The following is a 20,018-nucleotide window of genomic DNA, read 5'->3' on the forward strand; positions in this document are numbered from 1 at the left end:
AAGGTCTAATTGGACTTATTTTGTAACCTATATGTTTTTGGAGTTTTTTTTGTATACCGCTTAAAATATTTTGAAAAATGAGATGCGTCTTTAAAACCTAAACCATAAGCAATATCACTAATTGCCTCATTTGTATACATTAAACGCCTTTTAACTTCTTTAATAATATAATCTGCAATAATATCTGATGCAGATTTATCATACTCCTTTCTGCAAATTGCATTTAAGTTTTGAGGCGTTGTATTTAAACGTTCTGCATAAAAATTAACATTATTTTTTAACGTACGAGATAAAACATCTGTAAACAAAACCACTAGATCTGTACTTTCTACTTTTTCTATCTGCGCATATTTTACCAACTTAGAAAATAATGCTCTTAAACCACCTTCTACAGCTTCTCTATTTACTGCTTCTTGTTTTTTCTCCCAAGTTAGAGACCTAAACAACGCTTTTAGAGAAATATCTTTTTGAGATAGTTTTATTTTTGAGACCTGTTGCAATTTTAAAAGCTGATTATTGATAAATTTATCTAAAGTTTTTTGTAAAAAATCTTCTTTAATAATGATTACATATCCTTTGGGTTTGGTTGTTATTTCCCAATGATGAACCTCATCTCTTTTAATTACAAAAATAGTAGATGGTTTAATTTTATAACTCTTTAAATCTACATGATGAAAACCTGTTCCCTTAATAAAATAGACAATTTCTAAATATTTATTATGTTTATGCGGTTTTGTATAGCGCTTAGTAACGTCAAACTCTTCAATTTTAATATCATTGTATTCAGATATTTTATTATAGGTATCAATTTTGTCCCTCATCAACATATTTTTTAATCGATCGTAAAAATACTACAAAAAAAAATCCTTCTTTTCAGAAGGATTCATTTTTTATAAAGTTAGTAAAGTGTTAAACTTTTTTTACCTTAACTGCATTCATACCACGCATTCCTCTCTCTAATTCGAAAGAAACTTTATCGTTTTCTGCAATTTCATCTATTAAACCACTTACGTGCGTAAAATATTTTTCGTTATTTTCTAAATCGATAATAAAACCAAAACCTTTAGAAGAATCAAAGAAAGAAACTTTTCCTTTTCTTACTGGATCTTCTTCAGGTAAATCTTCTTTTTTGGTTACAGAAATCTGAATGTCTTCCAATTCATATTCTACTTTCAATTCTGGATCTGGTGGAGTATCTGTTAAGTTTCCATTATGATCCACATAAGCAAATTGGATACCTGTTGATCCATTTTCATCTTTCTCCGCTTTTCTAGCGTCCATTTTCTTTTGCTTATCTAAACGTTTCTTTAAACGTTTTTTTTCTTTTTCACTTTTACTAAAGGTTTGCTGCGATTTTGCCATTAAAAATATAAGAGTTTTTTAAATTAATATTTCTGAAAAGATAAAATACCTAACTGGAAATTCGAAATCAAACTAACGCTAACTAGTGTATTTAGAGGAGTGTATTTTTTCTTATGCCTGCAAAGGTACGATAAATTTAAAAGTTTTCAAAATAGTTATAGGTTTATGAACATTTATTTTATTAATCCTTAAAATATTATAAAAAAATGCATTTAAAAAAAACCGACTGTTAAACTATTACGTATATATTTTTGATAACTAAAAAAACATTAAATTATGAAGACAATTAAAATTTTTACATTATTGTGTGCAACAGCTCTAGGTTTAACGTCTTGCTCTGATAGCGAGAATAATATTACAGCTCAAGTGCAAACTAAATTATTATTTACTTCTAACAATTCTGACGGGAATGTAAATATTTACAACGTAAACAGTACAGACAATGTAACCAAATCTACCTTAACAACTTCTTCCAATGCCGCAGATGGTATCTATTATAGCAGTGAAGACGACTTAGTAGTACAAGCTTCTAGAAGCACTTTTGGCTTAGAAGGTTATACAGACGTATCAGTAGCAACCTCTGTTATTTCCGCTAATGTAACCGCTAGTGTTGTTGGTAGCTTAGATATGCAAAGTCCTAGAGAATTGGCTGTAAATGGTGACTTTTATGTAGTTGCAGATAATGCGGATGCAGATGGAAATACAGCAACAAATGATGGTAAATTGTATATCTACACTAAAAGTGGAAATCAATTTAATTTAAGAAATACTATTACAACAAATATTAAGCTTTGGGGAATTACCTTTATTGGTAACGATTTGTACGCTATTGCAGACACAACAAACGAGTTAGCTGTTTTTACTAATTTTTTAAACAACACATCTACGACCTCATTAGATGCAACAAAACAAATAGCAATTGAAGGTATTGTAAGAACTCATGGTTTAACTTATGATATAGCTACCGATACAATGATTTTAACAGATATCGGAGAAGCGTCTAACGGACAAGATGATGGTGGTTTCCAAGTCATAGAAAACTTTACAAGTAAATTTAGTGCAACGGCTAATGGTAATACTTTAGCCTTAACAGAACAAACAAGAGTTGCAGGTTCTAATACCTTAATGGGAAACCCAGTAGATGTTGCTTATGACGGTGATACTAAAACTGTTTTTATTGCGGAAGCAGGAAATGGTGGAGGAAGAATTTTAGCCTATAATAACATTTCTAATGGAGGAAACTTAACTCCTGTATACAACAACACTTTAGCTTCAGCTTCTGCAGTATACTTATATAAGAAATAAAAAATATTCAACTAAAAAGTTGAATATTGCATGTTGATGTTAGCCTTCCGTTTTTACGGAAGGTTTTTTTATGAAATATATTTAAGTTTTTATATGTTAAAAAAACGCAAACAAATAGTAAAATACACTTTAATAATAGTATTACTATTATATTTGTTTTGTAAAATACAAATTATGGAAAACTTATTATCTGCTTTAAAAATTTCTGTACCAGATAAAATATTTATCAAAGATCCTGAAACATCTGTTTTGGGAAAAAAAATCATAGAACAGGGTATTCAATTGATAGATGAAATTGGTTTTGAAGCTTTTACATTTAAAAAATTAGGTGCAAAAATAAGCTCTAACGAAAGTTCTATTTACAGATATTTTGAGAGCAAACATAAATTACTTTTATATCTATCCTCTTGGTATTGGGCATGGATAGAGTATCAATTGGTTATTGAAACTTTTAGTATTTCTAACGCTGATGAAAAATTAGAAAAAGCGATAGACGTGGTAACTAGAAACGTAAAAGAAGATGATAATTTTTTACACATAAACAAACCTCTTTTGTATAATATAATCATCAATGAAAGTTCAAAATCTTTTTTAACAAAAGAAGTAGATTTAGATAATAAAAAAGGGTATTTTGAGGTCTATAAAAGAGTAATAACTAGAATAAGTAACATAATTTTGGAGGTAAATAAAAAATATCCGTTTGCTTTAAGTTTGGCAAGCACCATTGTAATAGGTAGCTTACATCAACATTTTCTTAAATCTCATTTCCCACTAATTACAAACTATAAAACATCAGAAACACCTACTAATTTTTTTATTCACTTAGTTAAAGCTACAATTAAATAAATATGGAAAGCAAACAATTAACCCCATGGCAAAGATTTGTTGGCCTTTTAAAATTAGAGAAAAAAGATATCTTTCAAATATTTTACTACGCTGTCTTTGGTGGTCTTGTAGCACTTTCTCTCCCTTTAGGCATACAAGCAATTATAAACTTAATTCAAGGTGCACAAATCTCAACTTCTTGGATTGTTTTAGTTATTCTAGTAACTATAGGTGTCATTTTTTCTGGTGCATTGCAATTAATGCAATTAAGAATTATAGAAACCATTCAGCAAAGAATTTTTACAAGAGCTTCTTTTGAGTTGAGTTACCGTTTTCCTAAAATAAAAATGAATGAGCTACGAAATGATTATCCACCAGAATTAGCCAATCGTTTTTTTGATACCTTAACCATTCAGAAAGGATTGTCTAAAATATTAATAGATGTACCCACCGCACTATTGCAAATTATATTTGCGTTGATTTTACTCTCTTTTTACCACGCATTTTTTATCGTTTTTGGTATTCTTTTATTGCTTTTAATTTATATCGTATTTAAGTTTACTGCTCAAAAAGGATTAGAAACTAGTCTTATAGAATCTAAAAAGAAATACAAAGTAGCCCATTGGATACAAGAAGTTGCAAGAGCTTTAGTTAGTTTTAAATTATCTGGTAACACAAATTTAGCACTTCAAAAAAATGATAATTTAGTTAGTAATTATTTAGAAGCAAGAGAAAATCATTTTAAAATATTGATGCTACAATTTATTCAAATGATAGGCTTTAAAGTAATTGTAACTGCAAGTTTACTGTTAATTGGTGGTGCTTTAGTTTTAAATCAAGAAATGAATATTGGGCAATTTGTAGCCGCAGAAATTATTATTCTTTTAGTGATACAATCTGTAGAAAAACTAATAATAGGTTTAGAGTCTTTTTACGATGTGCTTACATCCATAGAAAAAATAGGACAAGTTGTAGATAAAGAATTAGAAGCTCAAGAAGGAGATAAACCGATATTTAAAGACGGTTTAACCGTAGAGCTAGAAGGCGTTTCTTTCGGTGTAGAAAATAGAGAGAAACACATTATAAAAAATGTTTCTTTTACCCTAAAACCTAAAAGTAGAATTTTAATTATGGGAGAAAGTGGTGCCGGAAAATCTACATTATTACATTTAATAGCAGGTATTATGGAACCAACTTCTGGAAACATATACATCAACAACCTATCTTTAAGTAGTTTACATTTAAATCATTATCGATCTCAACTTGGTTTATCATTATCAGATGAAACTCCTTTTGAAGGTAGCATTAAAAACAATTTAGTTTTTGGTAATAAAGAAATTAAAGATGAAGCTATATATGAAGCTTTAGAAATTGTTGGTTTAACACAATTTTTAAAAGAACAACCTAAAGGATTAGAAACTGTTTTATATCCAGAAGGAAAGCAAATGTCTTATACAATTGCAAAAAAATTGATTTTAGCTAGAGCAATCATCAAGAAACCTAAAATAATGATTTTAGAAGATCCTTTAGATCAATTTAATTTAGAAGAAACTGTACGCATTATTAATTATCTAACAGACGCTAAAAGGCCATGGGCTTTAATTGTAGCTAGCAGTAAAAAGAGTTGGAGAACTCAATCTAAGGAAACAATTATATTAGAAAAAGGTGAAATTAAATCAATAAATTAAGGAGCAATGTTAAACATATCTAACAACCAAGTACACAAAAATCTTGATTTAAAAGATTTTAAATCGGGCAAAATTATCTTCAAAAAAGAGTACTACAAAGCTTTTAACAAATTTCTTTTGGTTTTTGCTTGTATCGGTCTTGTAGCTCTCTTTTTACCTTGGACACAAAATATATCTGGTCAAGGATTAGTAACCACACTAACTCCTAACCAAAGACCACAAACCATTCAATCTCAAATTCCTGGAAGAATTGAAGAGTGGTTTGTAACTGAAGGTGATTTTGTAAAAAAAGGAGATACTATTTTAAGAATTTCTGAAGTAAAAAGTGATTATTTTGATAATCGATTAATAGAAAGAACTAGCGATCAAATTAATGCAAAATCCTCTTCAGTAGATGCATATCAAGGAAAAGTAGCTGCTTTACAAAGACAAGTTAATGCTTTAAGAAAAGAACAACACTTAAAAATAGAACAAACAAGAAACAAACTTTTACAAGCTAAATTAAAAGTAAAAAGTGATAGTATTGATTTTGAAGCTGCTAAAACAAATTCTTTAATAGCTGAAAAACAATACAACCGTACACAAACCCTACAAAGAGAAGGCCTAAAAGCAGTAAAAGATGTAGAAGAGAAAAGATTAAAATTACAAGCTACACAAGCAAAATTAATATCTCAAGAAAATAAATTACTAGCAAGTAGAAATAATATTTTGAATGCACAACTAGAGCTTTCTCGAATAAACGCGACTTATACTGATAAAATTTCTAAATCACAAAGTGATATGTATACAGCACAATCTAGTGGTTTTGATGCAAAAGCACAAGTTTCTAAATTAGAAAATAGTAGAAGTAACTACAGCGTTAGAAATAGTTTATTATACATTACTGCTCCACAAAATGGATATATAAACAAGGCTATTAAAGGCGGAATTGGAGGAACCTTTAAAGAAGGCGAAGACCTAGTAGGTATAATGCCAGAAAAATATGATTTAGCTGTAGAAACATTTGTGAGACCAATTGATTTACCTCTACTGCATATTGGAGATAAAATGCGTGTTCAGTTTGATGGTTGGCCTGCAATTGTTTTTAGTGGTTGGCCTAATGCTTCTTACGGAACCTATGGGGCAACAGTTATTGCTATCGAAAACTTTATAAGCACCAATGGTAAATACAGGGTTTTAATTGCACCAGATACTAAAGATTATAATTGGCCAGAAGGTATTAGAGTCGGTTCTGGCGCAAAAACCATTGCACTTTTAGAAGACGTACCTATTTATTTTGAAATGTGGAGACAACTTAACAGCTTCCCTCCTAACTACTATCAGCCAAAAGGAACAAAAACTGATGCAAAGAAAAAATAATTTCAATTTATTTATTGAGACATTTATATGAAAAAATATATTTTAATATTACTTCTACTATTTACATCTGGATATTTTGCTCAGGAAAAAATAACGTCTGTAATGACACTTTCCGAATATTTAAGCTATGTAAAAAACTATCATCCTATTGTAAAACAAGCAAATCTTATTATTAATGAAAGTGAAGCCAAATTACTAAAAGCAAGAGGTGCTTTTGACCCAAAAATTGAAGTGGATTTTAATAAAAAACAGTTTAAAGAAAAAGAATATTACAATAAATTAAACGCAGCTTTTAAAATTCCTACTTATTACGGAATTGAATTTAAAGCAAATTTTGAGGATAATGATGGTTATTATTTAAACCCAGAAAATTCAGTTCCAGAAGACGGTTTATATAGTGCCGGAGTTTCTGTATCTTTATTAAAAGGTCTTTTAATAAATACAAGAATGGCTTCTTTAAAACAAGCTAAATTCTTTTTAAACCAAGCCAAAGAAGACCAGCAAATTTTAGTGAATGAGATTTTATATAATGCATCTATTTCCTACTTTAATTGGTTAAAAATGTATCATCAAAATAGTGTTTATAAAGAATTTTTAACAAATGCAGAAATTCGCTTTAAAGCTACAAAAAGAGCATTTCTAGAAGGTGAAAAACCTGCCATAGATACTACAGAAGCAGGAATTACTTTAAAAAGCAGAAAATTAAACCTAGAAAAATCTAGAATTAAATTAATAAAAGCTTCTTTAGAATTGTCTAATTATTTGTGGTTAAATGATAACACTCCTGTAGAGTTGCAAGACAATATCATTCCAGATATATATACTGTTGATAATGTAGATATTACTTTTAATATTGCATTGTTTAATAATGCAGATTTTAATATTGATAATCACCCTAAAATTAAATCTTTAGAATATAAAATAAAGAGTTTAAATATTGATAAAAATTTAAAATTGAACAATTTATTACCCAAATTAGATGTTCAGTATAACTTTCTTACAGAAAACGGAAATCAAATAAATTCTCTAAATACAAGAAATTATAAAGCCGGAATTAATTTTAAAGTCCCTTTATTTTTAAGAAAAGAACGTGGAGATTTTAAACTATCTAAAATTAAACTACAAGACAAAAAATTTGAAAACGAAGTTGCAAAAATTGCCATTAAAAATAAAGTAAATGCAATTCAGCAAGAATTAAGTTCTTATGTTTTACAAAATAGTTTAACTACTGATATTGTTCGTGATTATGGAACCATGCTAAAAGCAGAAGACCGTAAGTTTTTCTTAGGAGAAAGCTCTTTATTTTTAGTTAATTATAGAGAAGTAAAACTAATTGAAGCCAAACTAAAAGCAATCGATTTAGAAAATAATTTCTTTAAAACTAAAGCAAGTTTATTTAAAGCTACTGTTATCTCTATCGCAGAATAATCGTATTTATTTAATCATTATCTTCTAAAGTAAAAAACTCATTTACAGGGATATTAAATACTTTAGATAACTTTAAAGCTAAAACTGTTGACGGAACATACCTGTTTTTTTCAATAGAATTTATGGTTTGTCTAGATACACCAATAGATTTGGCTAATTCATCTTGGGTTAAATCTAAAATTGCTCTTTGTACTTTTAAAGTGTTTTTCATCTTATTTATTCATTCTTTTTAATTGCCAGAAAAACATCAATTGAACAATCAACATAAAAAACAACACCTGAAAATAACTAAACCCCTGTAATTTATCATCTTGATTAAATAAAACTGCTACTCCGTAATTTACTAATGGCTGCACTAAAGAATAAACAATTGCCATTATAAATGCCAATCGATAAGATTGTGAACGTAAACTATCTATAAATTCATCTTCTAGCTTTTCTTTGGATAAAGAAATTACAAGTAAACCTATTAACAATACTCCATGTAAAACTGGTTTTAACCAATCTGAATCTTCAATATATTTTCTAGCAATCATTAAAACAAAACTTCCGATAGCTATAATATACCCTATTTTTTTATATTGATTACCAAGTTGAAATTTATTTAATTTTTCTAATTGATTTCTTTCTCTTTCGCAAATGGATAATTTAGACATGATATTTTGTTTTACAATTAGACAAGTTTATTTTCTATAATGACAAATATACTTTACATTTTAATCTTCTACAAGTTTTTTTGTACATTTAAGATATCTAAACTATAAACGTAAAATTATGAAGGACAACATGAATAAGCCAAGTATTGCTTTTTGGATAATTGCTGTTATTGGATTAATTTGGAATCTGATGGGTGTTGATGGTTATTTAAATCAGGCTTATCAAACGGAACGTTTTAAATCTATGTATTCTAAAGAGCAATTAGAAATTATTTTTAATATTCCTTCTTGGGTAATGGCTGCTTTTGCCATTGCTGTTTTTTCATCAGTATTTGCCTGTATTTTATTATTCTTTAGAAAAAAATTAGCCAAAACATTTTTTCTAATAGGATTAATTGCAGTTATAATACAAACTACGTATAATCTTTTTATAAACCCAGGTAGAGAATGGTATGGATATTTAGAGTATTCTATGTTGATAATAATTCCGTTGTTCTCTGTATTCTTATTTTGGTTCTCTAAAAAATGTGCAGATGATGGAATTTTAACCTAAAAAGACAACACAAGTAGCTGCTTAAATGCAGCTTTTTTTTGCCCATAAATTAAAAATTTTTAAAAGCATTAAGATTTTTTTAACACTTTAAAAATCAACCTACTATTTCTATTTATTTACTTTAGAAAAAATTTTATAAATGAAACAACTAACACTACTCTTTACATTCATTTCATTATCATTAATTGGTCAAAATTCACCAAAATGGATGAGACATTCAGCAATTTCACCAGACGGTACACAAATTTCTTTTACGTATAAAGGTGATTTATACAAAGTAAATTCTAACGGAGGAAATGCCGAACAACTGACGTATCACAGCGCGCATGATTACAAAGCTGTCTGGAGTAAAGACGGCTCTAAAATTGCATTTGCATCAAATAGATATGGTAATTTTGATATTTTTGTAATGAATGCTAACGGAGGTTCTGCAACACGTTTAACATTTCATTCTAATGACGAATTTCCATATACCTTTTCTAATAACGATACTGATGTTGTTTTTGGAGCATTAAGACAAGATGCAGCAGATCATAGACAATACCCCCATAGATCACAATCAGAATTGTATAGTGTTCCTGTAAAAACAGGAAAAGTAAATCAAGTTTTAACCATTCCCGCAGAATATGTTCAGTATTCTAAAAATGGAGAAATAATGGTTTATCAAGATAAAAAAGGAGGAGAAAATGAATGGAGAAAACACCATACTTCTTCTATTGCAAGAGATATTTGGATATACAACACCAAAACCCAAAAGCATAAAATGATTACCACTAATATTGCAGAAGACAGACAACCTCTTTTTAGTGTCGATGAAAAAAGTCTTTTATTTTTAAGCGAAAGAAGTGGTACTTTCAATATTCATAAACTACAGTTAGATAATCCTTCTAAAAGTGAACAATTAACTTCTTTTAAATTACACCCTATTCGTTTTTTAAGTATGGGAAATGGTATTATTTCTTTTGGATATGATGGTGATTTATACACAATGAAAGAAGGAGAATCTCCTAAAAAAGTTAATGTAAATATTATTACACAAGACAAAGAAAACACAGATAAATTTATTTCTATAAATGGCGGTATTAATGAAATGGCTGTCTCTCCAAACGGAAAAGAAATTGCTTTTGTAGCTAGAGGCGAAGTTTTTGTAACTTCAATAGACAAATCATTTACAAAAAGATTAACCAATACACCAGAAAACGAACGTTTTGTTTCTTGGGGACCAGAAGGGAAATCTGTAATTTATAGTAGTGAAAGAAATGGAAAATGGAATGTTTACAAAACAGAAAAAACAAGAAAAGAAGAACCATTCTTCTATGCAGCAACTTTATTAAAAGAAACTTCTTTAATAGAAAATACAAGCGATAATTATTTAGCTCAATATTCTCCTGATGGAAAAAAAATAGCTTTTATAGAAGATAGAAGAACTTTAAAAATAATAGATATTACTTCTAAAAAAGAAGTAACATTATTAACTCCAAAAGATTTATTTCATATGCGAGATGGAGATCAATATTTTACTTGGAGCCCAGATAGTAAATGGATTTTGGTAGATTGGGGAAAAACATTAAGCAATAGTGAAGTATTATTAATGGCTGCAGATGGCTCTAAAAGAATCAATTTAAATGAAAGTGGTTATGCAGATTATTCTCCTAAATGGGTAAATAAAGGAAAACAAATGTTGTGGTTTAGTAACCAAAACGGATTAAAATCTTACGCAACAAGTGGTAGATCTCAAAGTGATGTATATGGCATGTATTTTACACAAGACGCTTGGGACAATGCTAATTTAAGTGATGAAGATTATAAATTAGTAGAAGCTATTAAAGAAGAAGAAAAAAAGCTAAAAGAAAAAAACGAAGAGAAAAAAGAGGATAAGAAAAAATCTAAATCATCAAAAGATAAAAAAGATGCCAAAGACAAAAAAGAAATAAAAGCACTTACGTTTGATTGGGATAAAATGAAAGAGAGAACCAAAAGATTAACCATACATTCTTCTAGTTTGGGTGATGCTGTTCTTTCTAAAAAAGGTGATAAATTGTATTATTTATCTAGTTTTGAAGGTCGTTCTAATCTTTGGACAACAAATTTACGTACCAGAGAAACCAAAATGTTAATGAAATTAAACACAAGATCTGGAAGTTTAGAATGGGATAAAGAAATGAAAAACCTTTACCTTTTAAGTAGCGGAAAAATTACACAATTAAATCCGGAAACAACAAAACAAAAAGCGGTACAGATTAAAGGTGAAATTCAGCTAGATGAATACGCAGAAAGAGAAGCTTTATTTAACCATGTTTGGATTCGTACAAATGCCATTTTTTATCACCCAGATTTTCATGGCATCGATTGGGATTTAATGAAAACAGAATATCAAAAATTCTTACCTTATATTGGTAATGCTTTTGAGTTTTCTGAAATGCTTTCTGAAATGTTAGGAGAACTTAATGTTTCTCATTCTGGCGCAAGTTACAGAGGTGCTGCTATTTCAAATGCAGATGAAACCGCTTCTTTAGGTATTTTTATGGATTACAATCATACTGAAGACGGAATTTTAATAAAAGAAATCATTTCTGATGGACCTTTAGATAAAGCAAAGTTTGATGTAAAACCAGGTATGATTATCGAAAAAATAGACGGAGTTACAATAGATAAAAATCAAGATGTTGCTAAATATTTAAACAGAAAATCGGGTAAATTTATGCTGTTAGATATTTTAGATCCTAAAACTAAAAAAAATCAGACAATAACCGTAAAACCAATTTCGTTAGGCTCAGAAAATAGATTGTTATATGACAGATGGGTAAAAATAAACGAAAAAGAAGTAGAAAAAGAAAGTAACGGAACTTTAGGTTATGTACACATTCCAGGAATGAGTGATGGGCCCTACAGAAGTATTTACCAAGATATGATGGGTAAATATTCTGATAAAAAAGGTGTTATTGTAGATACTCGTTTTAATGGTGGTGGAGATTTAGTAGCAGATTTAGCCATGTTTTTTACAGGAGAACCTTTTATAACTTATGCTACAGAAGCTAAAGTTGTTGGCGGAGAACCAACATCTCGTTGGACAAAACCAACTTTATCTATTTTTAATGAAAGTATGTATTCTGACGGACATTGTTATGCTTCTGGTTATACAGATTTAAAAATAGGTAAAACAGTAGGAATGCCAGTTCCTGGAACTTGTAGTTTTGCTGGTTGGGAAGGATTATCTAACGGAGCTAGATGGGGAGTTGTACCAATTAGTGCTAAAAATAAAGCTGGAGAATGGATGGAAAATAATCAAACAGAACCAACCATTATAGTGAAAAATATGCCAGGTTTAATTGACAACGGAAAAGATCAACAATTAATAAGATCTATACAAGAATTATTAAAAGATGTAAATTAAAAAATATATAATTTTAATAAAAAAAGCGAAACAAATGTTTCGCTTTTTTTATGTTTATTTTCCAAAAATATCTTCTTTAATCTTAGGCAATTCTAATTGATACCTCACGGAAACTACTCTAATAATAACAATTACAGATGCAGAAATTACAAATATGATATTTTCTGGAACATTAAATTGACTTATAGTTAAATACACAATTCCACCCGCTAAACAAGCAGAAGCATAAATTTCTTTTTCGAAAATTAATGGAATTCTATTAGTTAAAACATCACGTAAAACGCCTCCAAAAACGGCAGAAATCATTCCCATTATTAAAGCAATAATAGGATGTAAATTGAAAGACAACCCTTTTTTTAAACCTAATAAAGTAAAAACGCCAATACCAATGGTGTCAAACAAAAACATTGTTTTGCCTAAATAGTTTATTTTACTTTTAAAAAGAAAGGTAAAAATAACGGCTGCAAAAATGGTGTATAAATAATTTAAATCACCAATCCAATTTATTGGATGTGCGTCTATTAAAACATCACGCAACATACCACCACCAACAGCAGTAACAAACGCAATAATTAAAATTCCAAATAAATCTAATTTTTTATCATAAGCCACCAAAGCACCACTAATTGCAAAAGCAAAGGTTCCTAATATATCTAAAACATAAATAAGCTCCATCTATATCAATTTAATTACAATGATTAGTATTAAAACCGAAGTTTTTCTACTAAAAAAGCCTCGGTTTAGATAATGTTATACAGTTACTTCAGAAAACTTAATATTTAATTCTTTCTGAATTTCATGAATTCTCACGATTTCTGAAGGTAAAATAAAAGCAATGGAAACTCCTGTTTTTCCTGCTCTTGCAGTTCTTCCACTTCTATGGGTGTAGTATTCTAATTGTTCTGGTAATTGATGGTGAATTACAAATTCTAAACCACTAACATCAATTCCACGTGCAGAAACATCTGTAGAAACCAAATATTGTAAGTTTTCTTTCTTAAAAGCACGCATTACTTTATCGCGTTCTTTTTGTTGCATATCTCCTTCTAAAGCTGCTGTAGAAAAACCTTCTTCGATTAGAAGTGCCGCTAAATTCTGCGCACCTGCTTTTGTTCTACAAAAAATAATACCTCTTTGGTCTTGTCTCTTTTCTAAGAAAGTTACAATGTCTGCCGCTTTTTCTTTTAAAGTAGTTTTAGCAAAGTGATGACGAATATTTGCATTTACCAAAGAACTTCTATTAATTTCTACTCTAGGCGCATTAGCATCCATGTAGGTCTTAACAATTCTCTTAATTTCTTCTGGCATAGTTGCAGAAAACAACCATGTTTTACGATCGCCTTCGGTTGTAAACTTTAAGATTCTATTTAAATCTTGTTTAAAACCCATGCTTAACATTTCATCAGCTTCATCTAAAACAACTGTTTTAACATGACTGATATCTATGTTACCTCTTTCTATTAAATCGATTAATCTACCAGGAGTTGCTACAACAATATGTGTAGTTCTCTTAAGATTATTCATTTGTCTGTCAATTTTTTCTCCACCAAAAACAGCTTCTACAAAAATTTTATCTTCACTAAACTTCGTGAATTTAAATAATTGTTTTTTTATTTGCTGTACCAACTCTCTAGTAGGCGATAAAATTAACGCTTGTATATTGTCTGAACTTGCATCTATATGATGTAGAATTGGCAAGCCAAAAGCTGCCGTTTTACCTGTACCTGTTTGTGCTAAACCAATAAAGTCTGTATGCGAATCCAATAAAATAGGAATCGCTTTCTCTTGAATTTCTGAAGGCGTAGATATCCCTAATTCTTTAATTGCTTGTATATAATCTTTGGTAATTCCTAAGGAAGAAAAAGTTGCCATTTTGTGTCTTAATTTTGTGCAAAGATACTTTTATTTAGGAGGTTGTAATACTTTTAAAACATTTTCTCTAATTCTTGCAGGTTTAAAGGTTTTAGAATCTAACATTGCCCAAATTGTTTTGGCTTTAACCAATAGAATTTTCTCTTTATAAAACTCCATAAAACGGACAGAAGTAATCCCTCTTGTTTCTCCTACCCAAGTTTTTACAGTAATCACATCTCCTAAACTAGCTTGCTTTAAATAATCTATTTCGTGTCTCATTACCACCCAAACATACTGCGGTAGCGGGTGATCTTTGGTTAAGTGACTCCAATGAGTAGTTGCTATTTTGTCCATCCATTTTACATAGACCAAATTATTAACATGATCTAAATTGTCTATATCTTCGGATGATACTGTAATGGTTAATGTAAAAACGTTGTCCACTTTTATCAATTTTAGCAAACATAAAAATTTTAAGATATATATAACAATTATTGATCTGTAGATTTAGTCAAAACTTGGTCTTTATATCGATATTTGCAGAATATTATGACAGAATTAGCAAACAACCTAGGAACACAAAAAATTAGTACCTTATTAATAAAACAAGCAGCTCCAGCTACTATAGGAATACTTGTGATGTCTTTAAATATGATTGTCGATACAATTTTTGTTGGACAATGGATTGGAGTTTTAGCAATTGCAGCAATTACAGTGGTACTACCAATTGTTTTTCTAATATCTTCTATTGGTATGGGAATAGGAATTGGAGGAAGTTCTATTATATCTAGAGCATTGGGTGCAGAAAATTCTGAGAAAGCATTTTTAACTTTTGGTAATCAGGTTGCGCTAACTGTTATTTTAGCGATTATTTTTGTAATTATCGGAAACTTTTTTAGTGTACCTATCCTAAATTTATTTGGCGCCAAAGGCGATATTTTACCCATTGCATCTGAATATTTTAAAGTTGTAATCTACGGAGTTCCTTTTTTAGCCTTTGCAATGATGGGAAACCCAACGATTAGAGCTGAAGGAAAACCAAAATTTGCGATGTATGCAATGATGGTTCCCGCCGTTTTAAACATTGTTTTAGATATTATCTTTATCAAGTTTTTTAATTGGGGAATGTGGGGAGCAGGTTTAGCGACAACCATTTCTTTTATGAGTTCTGGTTCATATATTTTATATTTCTTTTTATCTTCTAAAAGTGAATTAAAAATTATTCCTAAAAACTTTAAATTAGATGGCAAAATTGTTAGAGAAATTATAGAGTTGGGAGGCGTTTCTATTGTAAGACAAGGCGCAATAAGTATCTTAATGATTGTATTAAATTACTCTCTTTTTAAATATGGTGGAGAAATATCTATAGCTGTTTACGGAATTATTAACCGAGTGATGATGTTTTCTCTTTCTCCGGTGATGGGAGTCTCGCAAGGTTTTTTACCTGTAGCAGGATATAATATTGGTGCAAATAAAAATGACAGAGTAAAAGAAACCATCAAAAAAGCGCTTTTATATGGATCTGTTTTAGGAACTCTTATTTTTATAGCAATCTTATTTTTTAAGGAAGAAGTAATTGGAATTTTTACCACTGATACAACTTTGTTGACAGAAACGCCAAATGCAATGTTAATTGTCTTTTTAGCAACTCCAGTAATTACCATGCAATTAATTGGATCAGCATATTTTCAAGCCGCAGGAAAAGCGTTACCTGCTTTGTTTTTAACTCTTTTAAAACAAGGAATTTTCTTAATTCCGTTAGCCTATTTTTTACCGAAGTATTACGGAATTAGTGGTATTTGGTGGTCTTTCCCTATTGCAGATGTTTTATCTACCATAATTACAGTTATAGTTTTAAAACGTGAGGTTGACAAGAATTTGAAGCATTAAAATTTCCATGTTATTCAGAATGACGTAGGAAGAGGAATCATAATTTTAGAAGCTCAGTGATTTATCAATCACCTAAAAAGGCTCATTTCGAAATGACATTCGTTCTTGAAACTTTAAACAAAAAAACTCAGCGAACCTCTGTAATTCCTCCGCGTAACAACAAGCTCAATCTCAACTCTTAAATAATACTCTCTCCATTTAAATTTGTCGTTAAAACATCACTAAACAAATTAAAAAACGGTCGTAAAGCTTTAAAACTTTTATCTACTTCTTCTAAAAAGTTAGGTGCTAAAACTTCTTCATCTGTAAAATTTCTAGTAGCAACAAATCCTTTTTTACGCAATAAGTCAATATCTTTATGTTCTTTGTCAAAACCTCTTGGAGCAGATTTTAATTCATCACCGCCAAATTTACCTCCAAAGTATTTTACAAAAGTTTCATCTTCTAAAATTTCTCTAAATTCTGTAGAGTCTTGTTCAATTTCTTTTCTTAATCGGTATAAATCGTCTTTTTCTGGTTGCCAAAATCCACCACCTAATAAATTTTCACCTGGTTTAATTTGTAAATAATAACTACCACGTAACTGTTTTCCTAATCTAGAAAACGAAACAGCAAATCTTGGATTATAAGGTGTTTTATCTTTAGAAAAACGAACATCTCTATAAATACGATAAATTTTCATTTTATCAATTTCATCATGCTTTTCTAAATTCGATTGCATTTTTAAAAATAATTCTTTTAGATTTTTTTGATGCTTTACAAAAGTAGGTTTATGCTCTGTAAACCATTCTCTATTGTTGTTATTTTGTAAATCTTTTAAAAATTGAAAGCTCGATTTTTCGAATTGCATTTTGATGAAAATTTTAGAGGTTAAACTTACGAAGTTTTTAGATATTATTGATGTGGATTTCACGAAGATTCAAAGAAACGTTTTTTCTCGTAAAGTCGAAAAGGTTGAATGTTCTTAAGTTTAGATTTAGGTAAGAAAATTGTTTTAAAATGAGCTTAGAAATTACAAAAATGATAAAATCGCTTTTTCTTTGTGTCCTTTGCAAAAAACTTAGTGAACTTAGCATTTAATTAATTTAAATTTGTTTCTCATATATGCATCCAAAAACAAAAGACATTCAAAAAAGGTATGAGGGATTTTTGCAAACACATTGTTTGTGGAAAGGAAATACTATTTATGGGTTACATCAATTTGAAATTGAGTCGAAATCGACAAAAATTGATATCGCAATTAATGAAAAACTACGTTTAGGAAAATATATAGAACGTTTTGTTTCTTATCAATTAACACATGAAAAATCGATTTCTATTATTTGTGAGAATATTCAAATTCAGAAAGAAAAAATTACGCTAGGTGAATTAGATTGTATTTTGTTAAGGGATGAACAACCGATTCATTTAGAAGTTATTTATAAATTTTATTTGTATGATCCTTCAGTAGGAAAAACAGAAGTAGAACATTTTATTGGTCCGAATAGAAAAGATTCTTTAGTGGAAAAATTAGATAAATTGAAAGGCAAACAACTGCCTCTTCTCTACTCTAATGAATGTGTTTCTTATTTAAAAACCATCAATTTACAAGCTTCAGAAATTGAACAACAAGTTTATTTTAAAGGACAATTATTTATTCCTTTCTCTAATAAAAATCTTCAGTTATCAACTTTAAACCCAAATTGTATTGTTGGGTTTTACATCAACAAAAAAGAATTAGAACAATTTAAAGATTGTAAGTTTTTTATACCGATTAAAAAAGATTGGATAACTATTCCACATAAAAATGTAGCCTGGTTAAATTTTAATGATTTTAGCCTTATTGCAGAGGAGTATATGCAAAGAAAATTCTCACCACTTTGCTGGTTGAAAAAACAAAACGGTGAACTTGTAAAAATATTTTTTGTTTGGTGGTAAGTTAATTTTTATCTACCACATCGCCAGAACCAACCGATTTACTATCAACCTTAGAAGGGTTTCCTTTATAATATACACTACCAGAACCAACTAATTTTGCTTTAATCTTAGATTTTACAGTTGTTTTTACACCTCCAGAACCCGCTATATTTACATAAATTTCATTGGTTTCTAAACCATAAGAATTAATGATTCCAGAACCAGCAATAGAGCAAGTGAATTCATTAGATTTTCCTTCTAAATTAATATTTCCAGAACCTCCAATAGAAGCTTTTATAGCGTCTGAATCTACTTTTAATGTAATGTTTCCAGAACCTCCTAAATTCACATTAAAATCGTTTGCTTCTATTAAACTTTCACTTAAAATATTTCCAGAACCTCCCAAAGCAATACTTTCTATATGCTCATAAGGCACTGTAACTGTTAGTTTTTTAGTAGTGCTAATATTTGTGTTGTTCTTAAATTTTACTTTTAAAAGACCATCAGAAACTTCAGTTTCTATAAAAGGAAGTATATTTTCTTCCCCTTCTAAAGTTATTTTACCTTCTTTTCCTTTTACAAGAACTACATCAAAAGATCCACCTATTGAAACTCCTTCATAACTCGAAGTAGATCTTGTTACAGTTACCACATTTCCATCTCCTTTTATTTTTTTACTATTCCCAAACCAACTTTGGGAATTTACAGCAAAAGTAATGGTTAAAATTAAGCTCGTTAAAAGTACTTTTTTGTTCATAATAGCTGTTTTTATTTGGGTTTTCTATAATTATAATTTACATTTTGTAATTTTAATTCAAGATTCTAAAAAACTTTATACATCTAAAGTATGTAAAATCTCTTTTAATTCACTGTAATTCTTAACTTTTTGTAAACTCCAACTTAAATTATATGTGATTTTTTCTCCGATTGACAACTTTCTTTCAGGACTCAAGCACTCTAATTCTGTAAACAAATGATTTCCAAAAATAGTTACAGATGTTCCGTTATCCGGATACGTCGCTTTTTCATCATACGTAAATTTCTCTATAAATAACGTGTCATTTAAATACCCTGCAACCCATTTTTTAGCATCTAAACCTATCTTTTGAGGAAATTCATCGGAAGACTTTAAGGATAAAATAGTGTTTTTTACAGATGCATTTTCTTCGGCATAATTTTTTGCATCTGGCCATTTAGAAATCGTAAATCCATTTTCAAAAATGCTGTTCTCTGAAATGAATGAAAAACTAACATTTGGTGTTTTAATTTTTGATAAACTCCAAATCGTTAAAGGGATATTTTCTAGTACAGTATTTTTTGCCTCTTGAATTTTCACCAATTCTTGCTGAATATCAACTCCCGCCCCAACTTCAGCAATTGTAATGGTTCTTTTTATTTGAATTCCTAAAATAGCACTAATCGGACTTTTTAAAACAACTCCGTTAACTAAAAATTCAACCGAATAACAACTAGCGTTTATAAAAGGATCTGGAATGTGTCTAGAACCTGTAATTAAATGATGATACTCTTCTGAACAAGGTAAAACTCTATTTCCACCAATATTTGGTGCTTTTTTCTCCTTATTTTCGGTAAAATATTCTCCAACTTTAAATTCAACTCCTTCTAATGCTTTATTTTCATAAAATAAATTTTCTCCATTTAAAAATCCGAAGTAAATAATTCTTCCTGTTTCTGGAATTACAATCAATTTAATTTCTAAATTTGAAATTTCAACAGCATTTTTCCAACCATTATAAGTAATTGTTTTAATTTGTATTGCTGACATCTATTTTATTTTAATACAAAAA

The 20,018-nt window shown here is 29.3% G+C and carries 19 protein-coding genes; 9 read left to right on the top strand and 10 right to left on the bottom strand.

All coding sequences use genetic code 11. From position 1 onward, the window contains the following. Positions 1-5: 5 nt before the first annotated feature. Together H0I29_RS16630 and H0I29_RS16635 are read right to left on the bottom strand one after the other, a co-directional pair. A complete protein-coding gene (locus H0I29_RS16630) occupies positions 6-821 on the bottom strand; it encodes a helix-turn-helix domain-containing protein (RefSeq protein ID WP_218753463.1) in 816 nt (271 codons plus the stop codon). A gap of 88 nt (positions 822-909) precedes the next feature. Beyond that, positions 910-1,362: a cold-shock protein gene (locus H0I29_RS16635; RefSeq protein WP_068449806.1), complete on the bottom strand. Its 453-nt coding sequence runs from the start codon at positions 1,360-1,362 to the stop codon at positions 910-912. Between the two features lie 276 nt (positions 1,363-1,638). Here H0I29_RS16635 and H0I29_RS16640 point away from each other — a divergent pair, with 276 nt between their 5' ends. From H0I29_RS16640 to H0I29_RS16660, 5 genes are all read left to right on the top strand, one after another. Continuing rightward, the gene (locus H0I29_RS16640) at positions 1,639-2,667 is read left to right on the top strand and encodes a hypothetical protein (RefSeq protein WP_218753465.1); all 1,029 of its coding nucleotides are present in this window, start codon (positions 1,639-1,641) and stop codon (positions 2,665-2,667) included. A 174-nt stretch (positions 2,668-2,841) separates the two neighbouring features. Continuing rightward, a complete protein-coding gene (locus H0I29_RS16645; RefSeq protein WP_218753467.1) occupies positions 2,842-3,513 on the top strand; it encodes a TetR/AcrR family transcriptional regulator in 672 nt (223 codons plus the stop codon). A gap of 2 nt (positions 3,514-3,515) precedes the next feature. Continuing rightward, complete coding sequence (locus H0I29_RS16650; protein WP_218730645.1) at positions 3,516-5,180, top strand: peptidase domain-containing ABC transporter; 1,665 nt, start codon at positions 3,516-3,518, stop codon at positions 5,178-5,180. Between the two features lie 6 nt (positions 5,181-5,186). Further along, the gene (locus H0I29_RS16655) at positions 5,187-6,539 is read left to right on the top strand and encodes an HlyD family secretion protein (protein ID WP_218753469.1); all 1,353 of its coding nucleotides are present in this window, start codon (positions 5,187-5,189) and stop codon (positions 6,537-6,539) included. A 27-nt stretch (positions 6,540-6,566) separates the two neighbouring features. Further along, complete coding sequence (locus H0I29_RS16660; protein WP_218753471.1) at positions 6,567-7,967, top strand: TolC family protein; 1,401 nt, start codon at positions 6,567-6,569, stop codon at positions 7,965-7,967. Between the two features lie 10 nt (positions 7,968-7,977). On the opposite strand, the gene H0I29_RS16665 is transcribed toward H0I29_RS16660, so the two are convergent. After that, positions 7,978-8,178, bottom strand: coding sequence for a helix-turn-helix transcriptional regulator (locus tag H0I29_RS16665; protein ID WP_218730648.1), 201 nt, complete (start codon positions 8,176-8,178; stop codon positions 7,978-7,980). Between the two features lies 1 nt (position 8,179). Then, complete coding sequence (locus H0I29_RS16670) at positions 8,180-8,623, bottom strand: hypothetical protein (protein ID WP_218753473.1); 444 nt, start codon at positions 8,621-8,623, stop codon at positions 8,180-8,182. A gap of 118 nt (positions 8,624-8,741) precedes the next feature. On the opposite strand from H0I29_RS16670, the gene H0I29_RS16675 reads away from it, so the two are divergent. Both H0I29_RS16675 and H0I29_RS16680 read left to right on the top strand, forming a co-directional pair. Continuing rightward, positions 8,742-9,176 (top strand): hypothetical protein, encoded by a 435-nt coding sequence (locus H0I29_RS16675; protein ID WP_218753475.1) that lies wholly within the window; start codon positions 8,742-8,744, stop codon positions 9,174-9,176. A gap of 139 nt (positions 9,177-9,315) precedes the next feature. After that, on the top strand, positions 9,316-12,570 hold the full coding sequence (locus H0I29_RS16680) for a S41 family peptidase (protein WP_218753477.1): 3,255 nt from the start codon (positions 9,316-9,318) through the stop codon (positions 12,568-12,570). 54 nt (positions 12,571-12,624) lie between these two features. Here the strand turns inward: H0I29_RS16680 and H0I29_RS16685 are convergent, their stop codons facing one another. The 3 genes from H0I29_RS16685 to H0I29_RS16695 form a co-directional block, all read right to left on the bottom strand. Next, positions 12,625-13,245, bottom strand: a complete 621-nt coding sequence (locus tag H0I29_RS16685) for a trimeric intracellular cation channel family protein (RefSeq protein ID WP_218730652.1) — start codon at positions 13,243-13,245, stop codon at positions 12,625-12,627. 75 nt (positions 13,246-13,320) lie between these two features. Then, a complete protein-coding gene (locus H0I29_RS16690; RefSeq protein ID WP_218753479.1) occupies positions 13,321-14,442 on the bottom strand; it encodes a DEAD/DEAH box helicase in 1,122 nt (373 codons plus the stop codon). A gap of 30 nt (positions 14,443-14,472) precedes the next feature. Continuing rightward, a complete protein-coding gene (locus H0I29_RS16695) occupies positions 14,473-14,868 on the bottom strand; it encodes a thioesterase family protein (protein ID WP_218753480.1) in 396 nt (131 codons plus the stop codon). Between the two features lie 105 nt (positions 14,869-14,973). On the opposite strand from H0I29_RS16695, the gene H0I29_RS16700 reads away from it, so the two are divergent. Next, a complete protein-coding gene (locus H0I29_RS16700) occupies positions 14,974-16,314 on the top strand; it encodes an MATE family efflux transporter (protein ID WP_218730655.1) in 1,341 nt (446 codons plus the stop codon). Positions 16,315-16,492: 178 nt separating this feature from the next. Here the strand turns inward: H0I29_RS16700 and H0I29_RS16705 are convergent, their stop codons facing one another. Next, positions 16,493-17,164, bottom strand: coding sequence for a DUF2461 domain-containing protein (locus tag H0I29_RS16705; RefSeq protein ID WP_218753482.1), 672 nt, complete (start codon positions 17,162-17,164; stop codon positions 16,493-16,495). A gap of 254 nt (positions 17,165-17,418) precedes the next feature. On the opposite strand from H0I29_RS16705, the gene H0I29_RS16710 reads away from it, so the two are divergent. Continuing rightward, on the top strand, positions 17,419-18,231 hold the full coding sequence (locus H0I29_RS16710) for a DUF1853 family protein (RefSeq protein WP_218753484.1): 813 nt from the start codon (positions 17,419-17,421) through the stop codon (positions 18,229-18,231). Position 18,232: 1 nt separating this feature from the next. On the opposite strand, the gene H0I29_RS16715 is transcribed toward H0I29_RS16710, so the two are convergent. Then, entirely contained in the window at positions 18,233-18,967 is a 735-nt protein-coding gene (locus tag H0I29_RS16715; RefSeq protein ID WP_218753486.1) for a head GIN domain-containing protein, read from the bottom strand. A gap of 75 nt (positions 18,968-19,042) precedes the next feature. After that, positions 19,043-19,996 carry a hypothetical protein gene (locus H0I29_RS16720; protein ID WP_218753488.1) on the bottom strand — a complete coding sequence of 318 codons (954 nt, stop codon included), beginning with the start codon at positions 19,994-19,996 and terminating at the stop codon, positions 19,043-19,045. Between the last annotated feature and the right edge of the window lie 22 nt (positions 19,997-20,018).

Origin of the sequence: Polaribacter sp. R2A056_3_33 (assembly GCF_019278485.1) — a bacterium.
Lineage (GTDB): Bacteria > Bacteroidota > Bacteroidia > Flavobacteriales > Flavobacteriaceae > Polaribacter.

Bases quoted from the DNA above. Each gene is read 5' to 3' on its own strand.
- H0I29_RS16660 (WP_218753471.1), top strand. From the start codon at position 6,567: ATGAAAAAATATATTTTAATATTACTTCTACTATTTACATCTGGATAT.
- H0I29_RS16655 (WP_218753469.1), top strand. From the start codon at position 5,187: ATGTTAAACATATCTAACAACCAAGTACACAAAAATCTTGATTTAAAA.
- H0I29_RS16675 (WP_218753475.1), top strand. From the start codon at position 8,742: ATGAAGGACAACATGAATAAGCCAAGTATTGCTTTTTGGATAATTGCT.
- H0I29_RS16680 (WP_218753477.1), top strand. From the start codon at position 9,316: ATGAAACAACTAACACTACTCTTTACATTCATTTCATTATCATTAATT.
- H0I29_RS16720 (WP_218753488.1), bottom strand. From the start codon at position 19,996: ATGTCAGCAATACAAATTAAAACAATTACTTATAATGGTTGGAAAAAT.
- H0I29_RS16630 (WP_218753463.1), bottom strand. From the start codon at position 821: ATGAGGGACAAAATTGATACCTATAATAAAATATCTGAATACAATGAT.
- H0I29_RS16690 (WP_218753479.1), bottom strand. From the start codon at position 14,442: ATGGCAACTTTTTCTTCCTTAGGAATTACCAAAGATTATATACAAGCA.
- H0I29_RS16670 (WP_218753473.1), bottom strand. From the start codon at position 8,623: ATGTCTAAATTATCCATTTGCGAAAGAGAAAGAAATCAATTAGAAAAA.
- H0I29_RS16705 (WP_218753482.1), bottom strand. From the start codon at position 17,164: ATGCAATTCGAAAAATCGAGCTTTCAATTTTTAAAAGATTTACAAAAT.
- H0I29_RS16710 (WP_218753484.1), top strand. From the start codon at position 17,419: ATGCATCCAAAAACAAAAGACATTCAAAAAAGGTATGAGGGATTTTTG.
- H0I29_RS16685 (WP_218730652.1), bottom strand. From the start codon at position 13,245: ATGGAGCTTATTTATGTTTTAGATATATTAGGAACCTTTGCTTTTGCA.
- H0I29_RS16635 (WP_068449806.1), bottom strand. From the start codon at position 1,362: ATGGCAAAATCGCAGCAAACCTTTAGTAAAAGTGAAAAAGAAAAAAAA.
- H0I29_RS16700 (WP_218730655.1), top strand. From the start codon at position 14,974: ATGACAGAATTAGCAAACAACCTAGGAACACAAAAAATTAGTACCTTA.
- H0I29_RS16650 (WP_218730645.1), top strand. From the start codon at position 3,516: ATGGAAAGCAAACAATTAACCCCATGGCAAAGATTTGTTGGCCTTTTA.
- H0I29_RS16715 (WP_218753486.1), bottom strand. From the start codon at position 18,967: ATGAACAAAAAAGTACTTTTAACGAGCTTAATTTTAACCATTACTTTT.
- H0I29_RS16665 (WP_218730648.1), bottom strand. From the start codon at position 8,178: ATGAAAAACACTTTAAAAGTACAAAGAGCAATTTTAGATTTAACCCAA.
- H0I29_RS16640 (WP_218753465.1), top strand. From the start codon at position 1,639: ATGAAGACAATTAAAATTTTTACATTATTGTGTGCAACAGCTCTAGGT.
- H0I29_RS16645 (WP_218753467.1), top strand. From the start codon at position 2,842: ATGGAAAACTTATTATCTGCTTTAAAAATTTCTGTACCAGATAAAATA.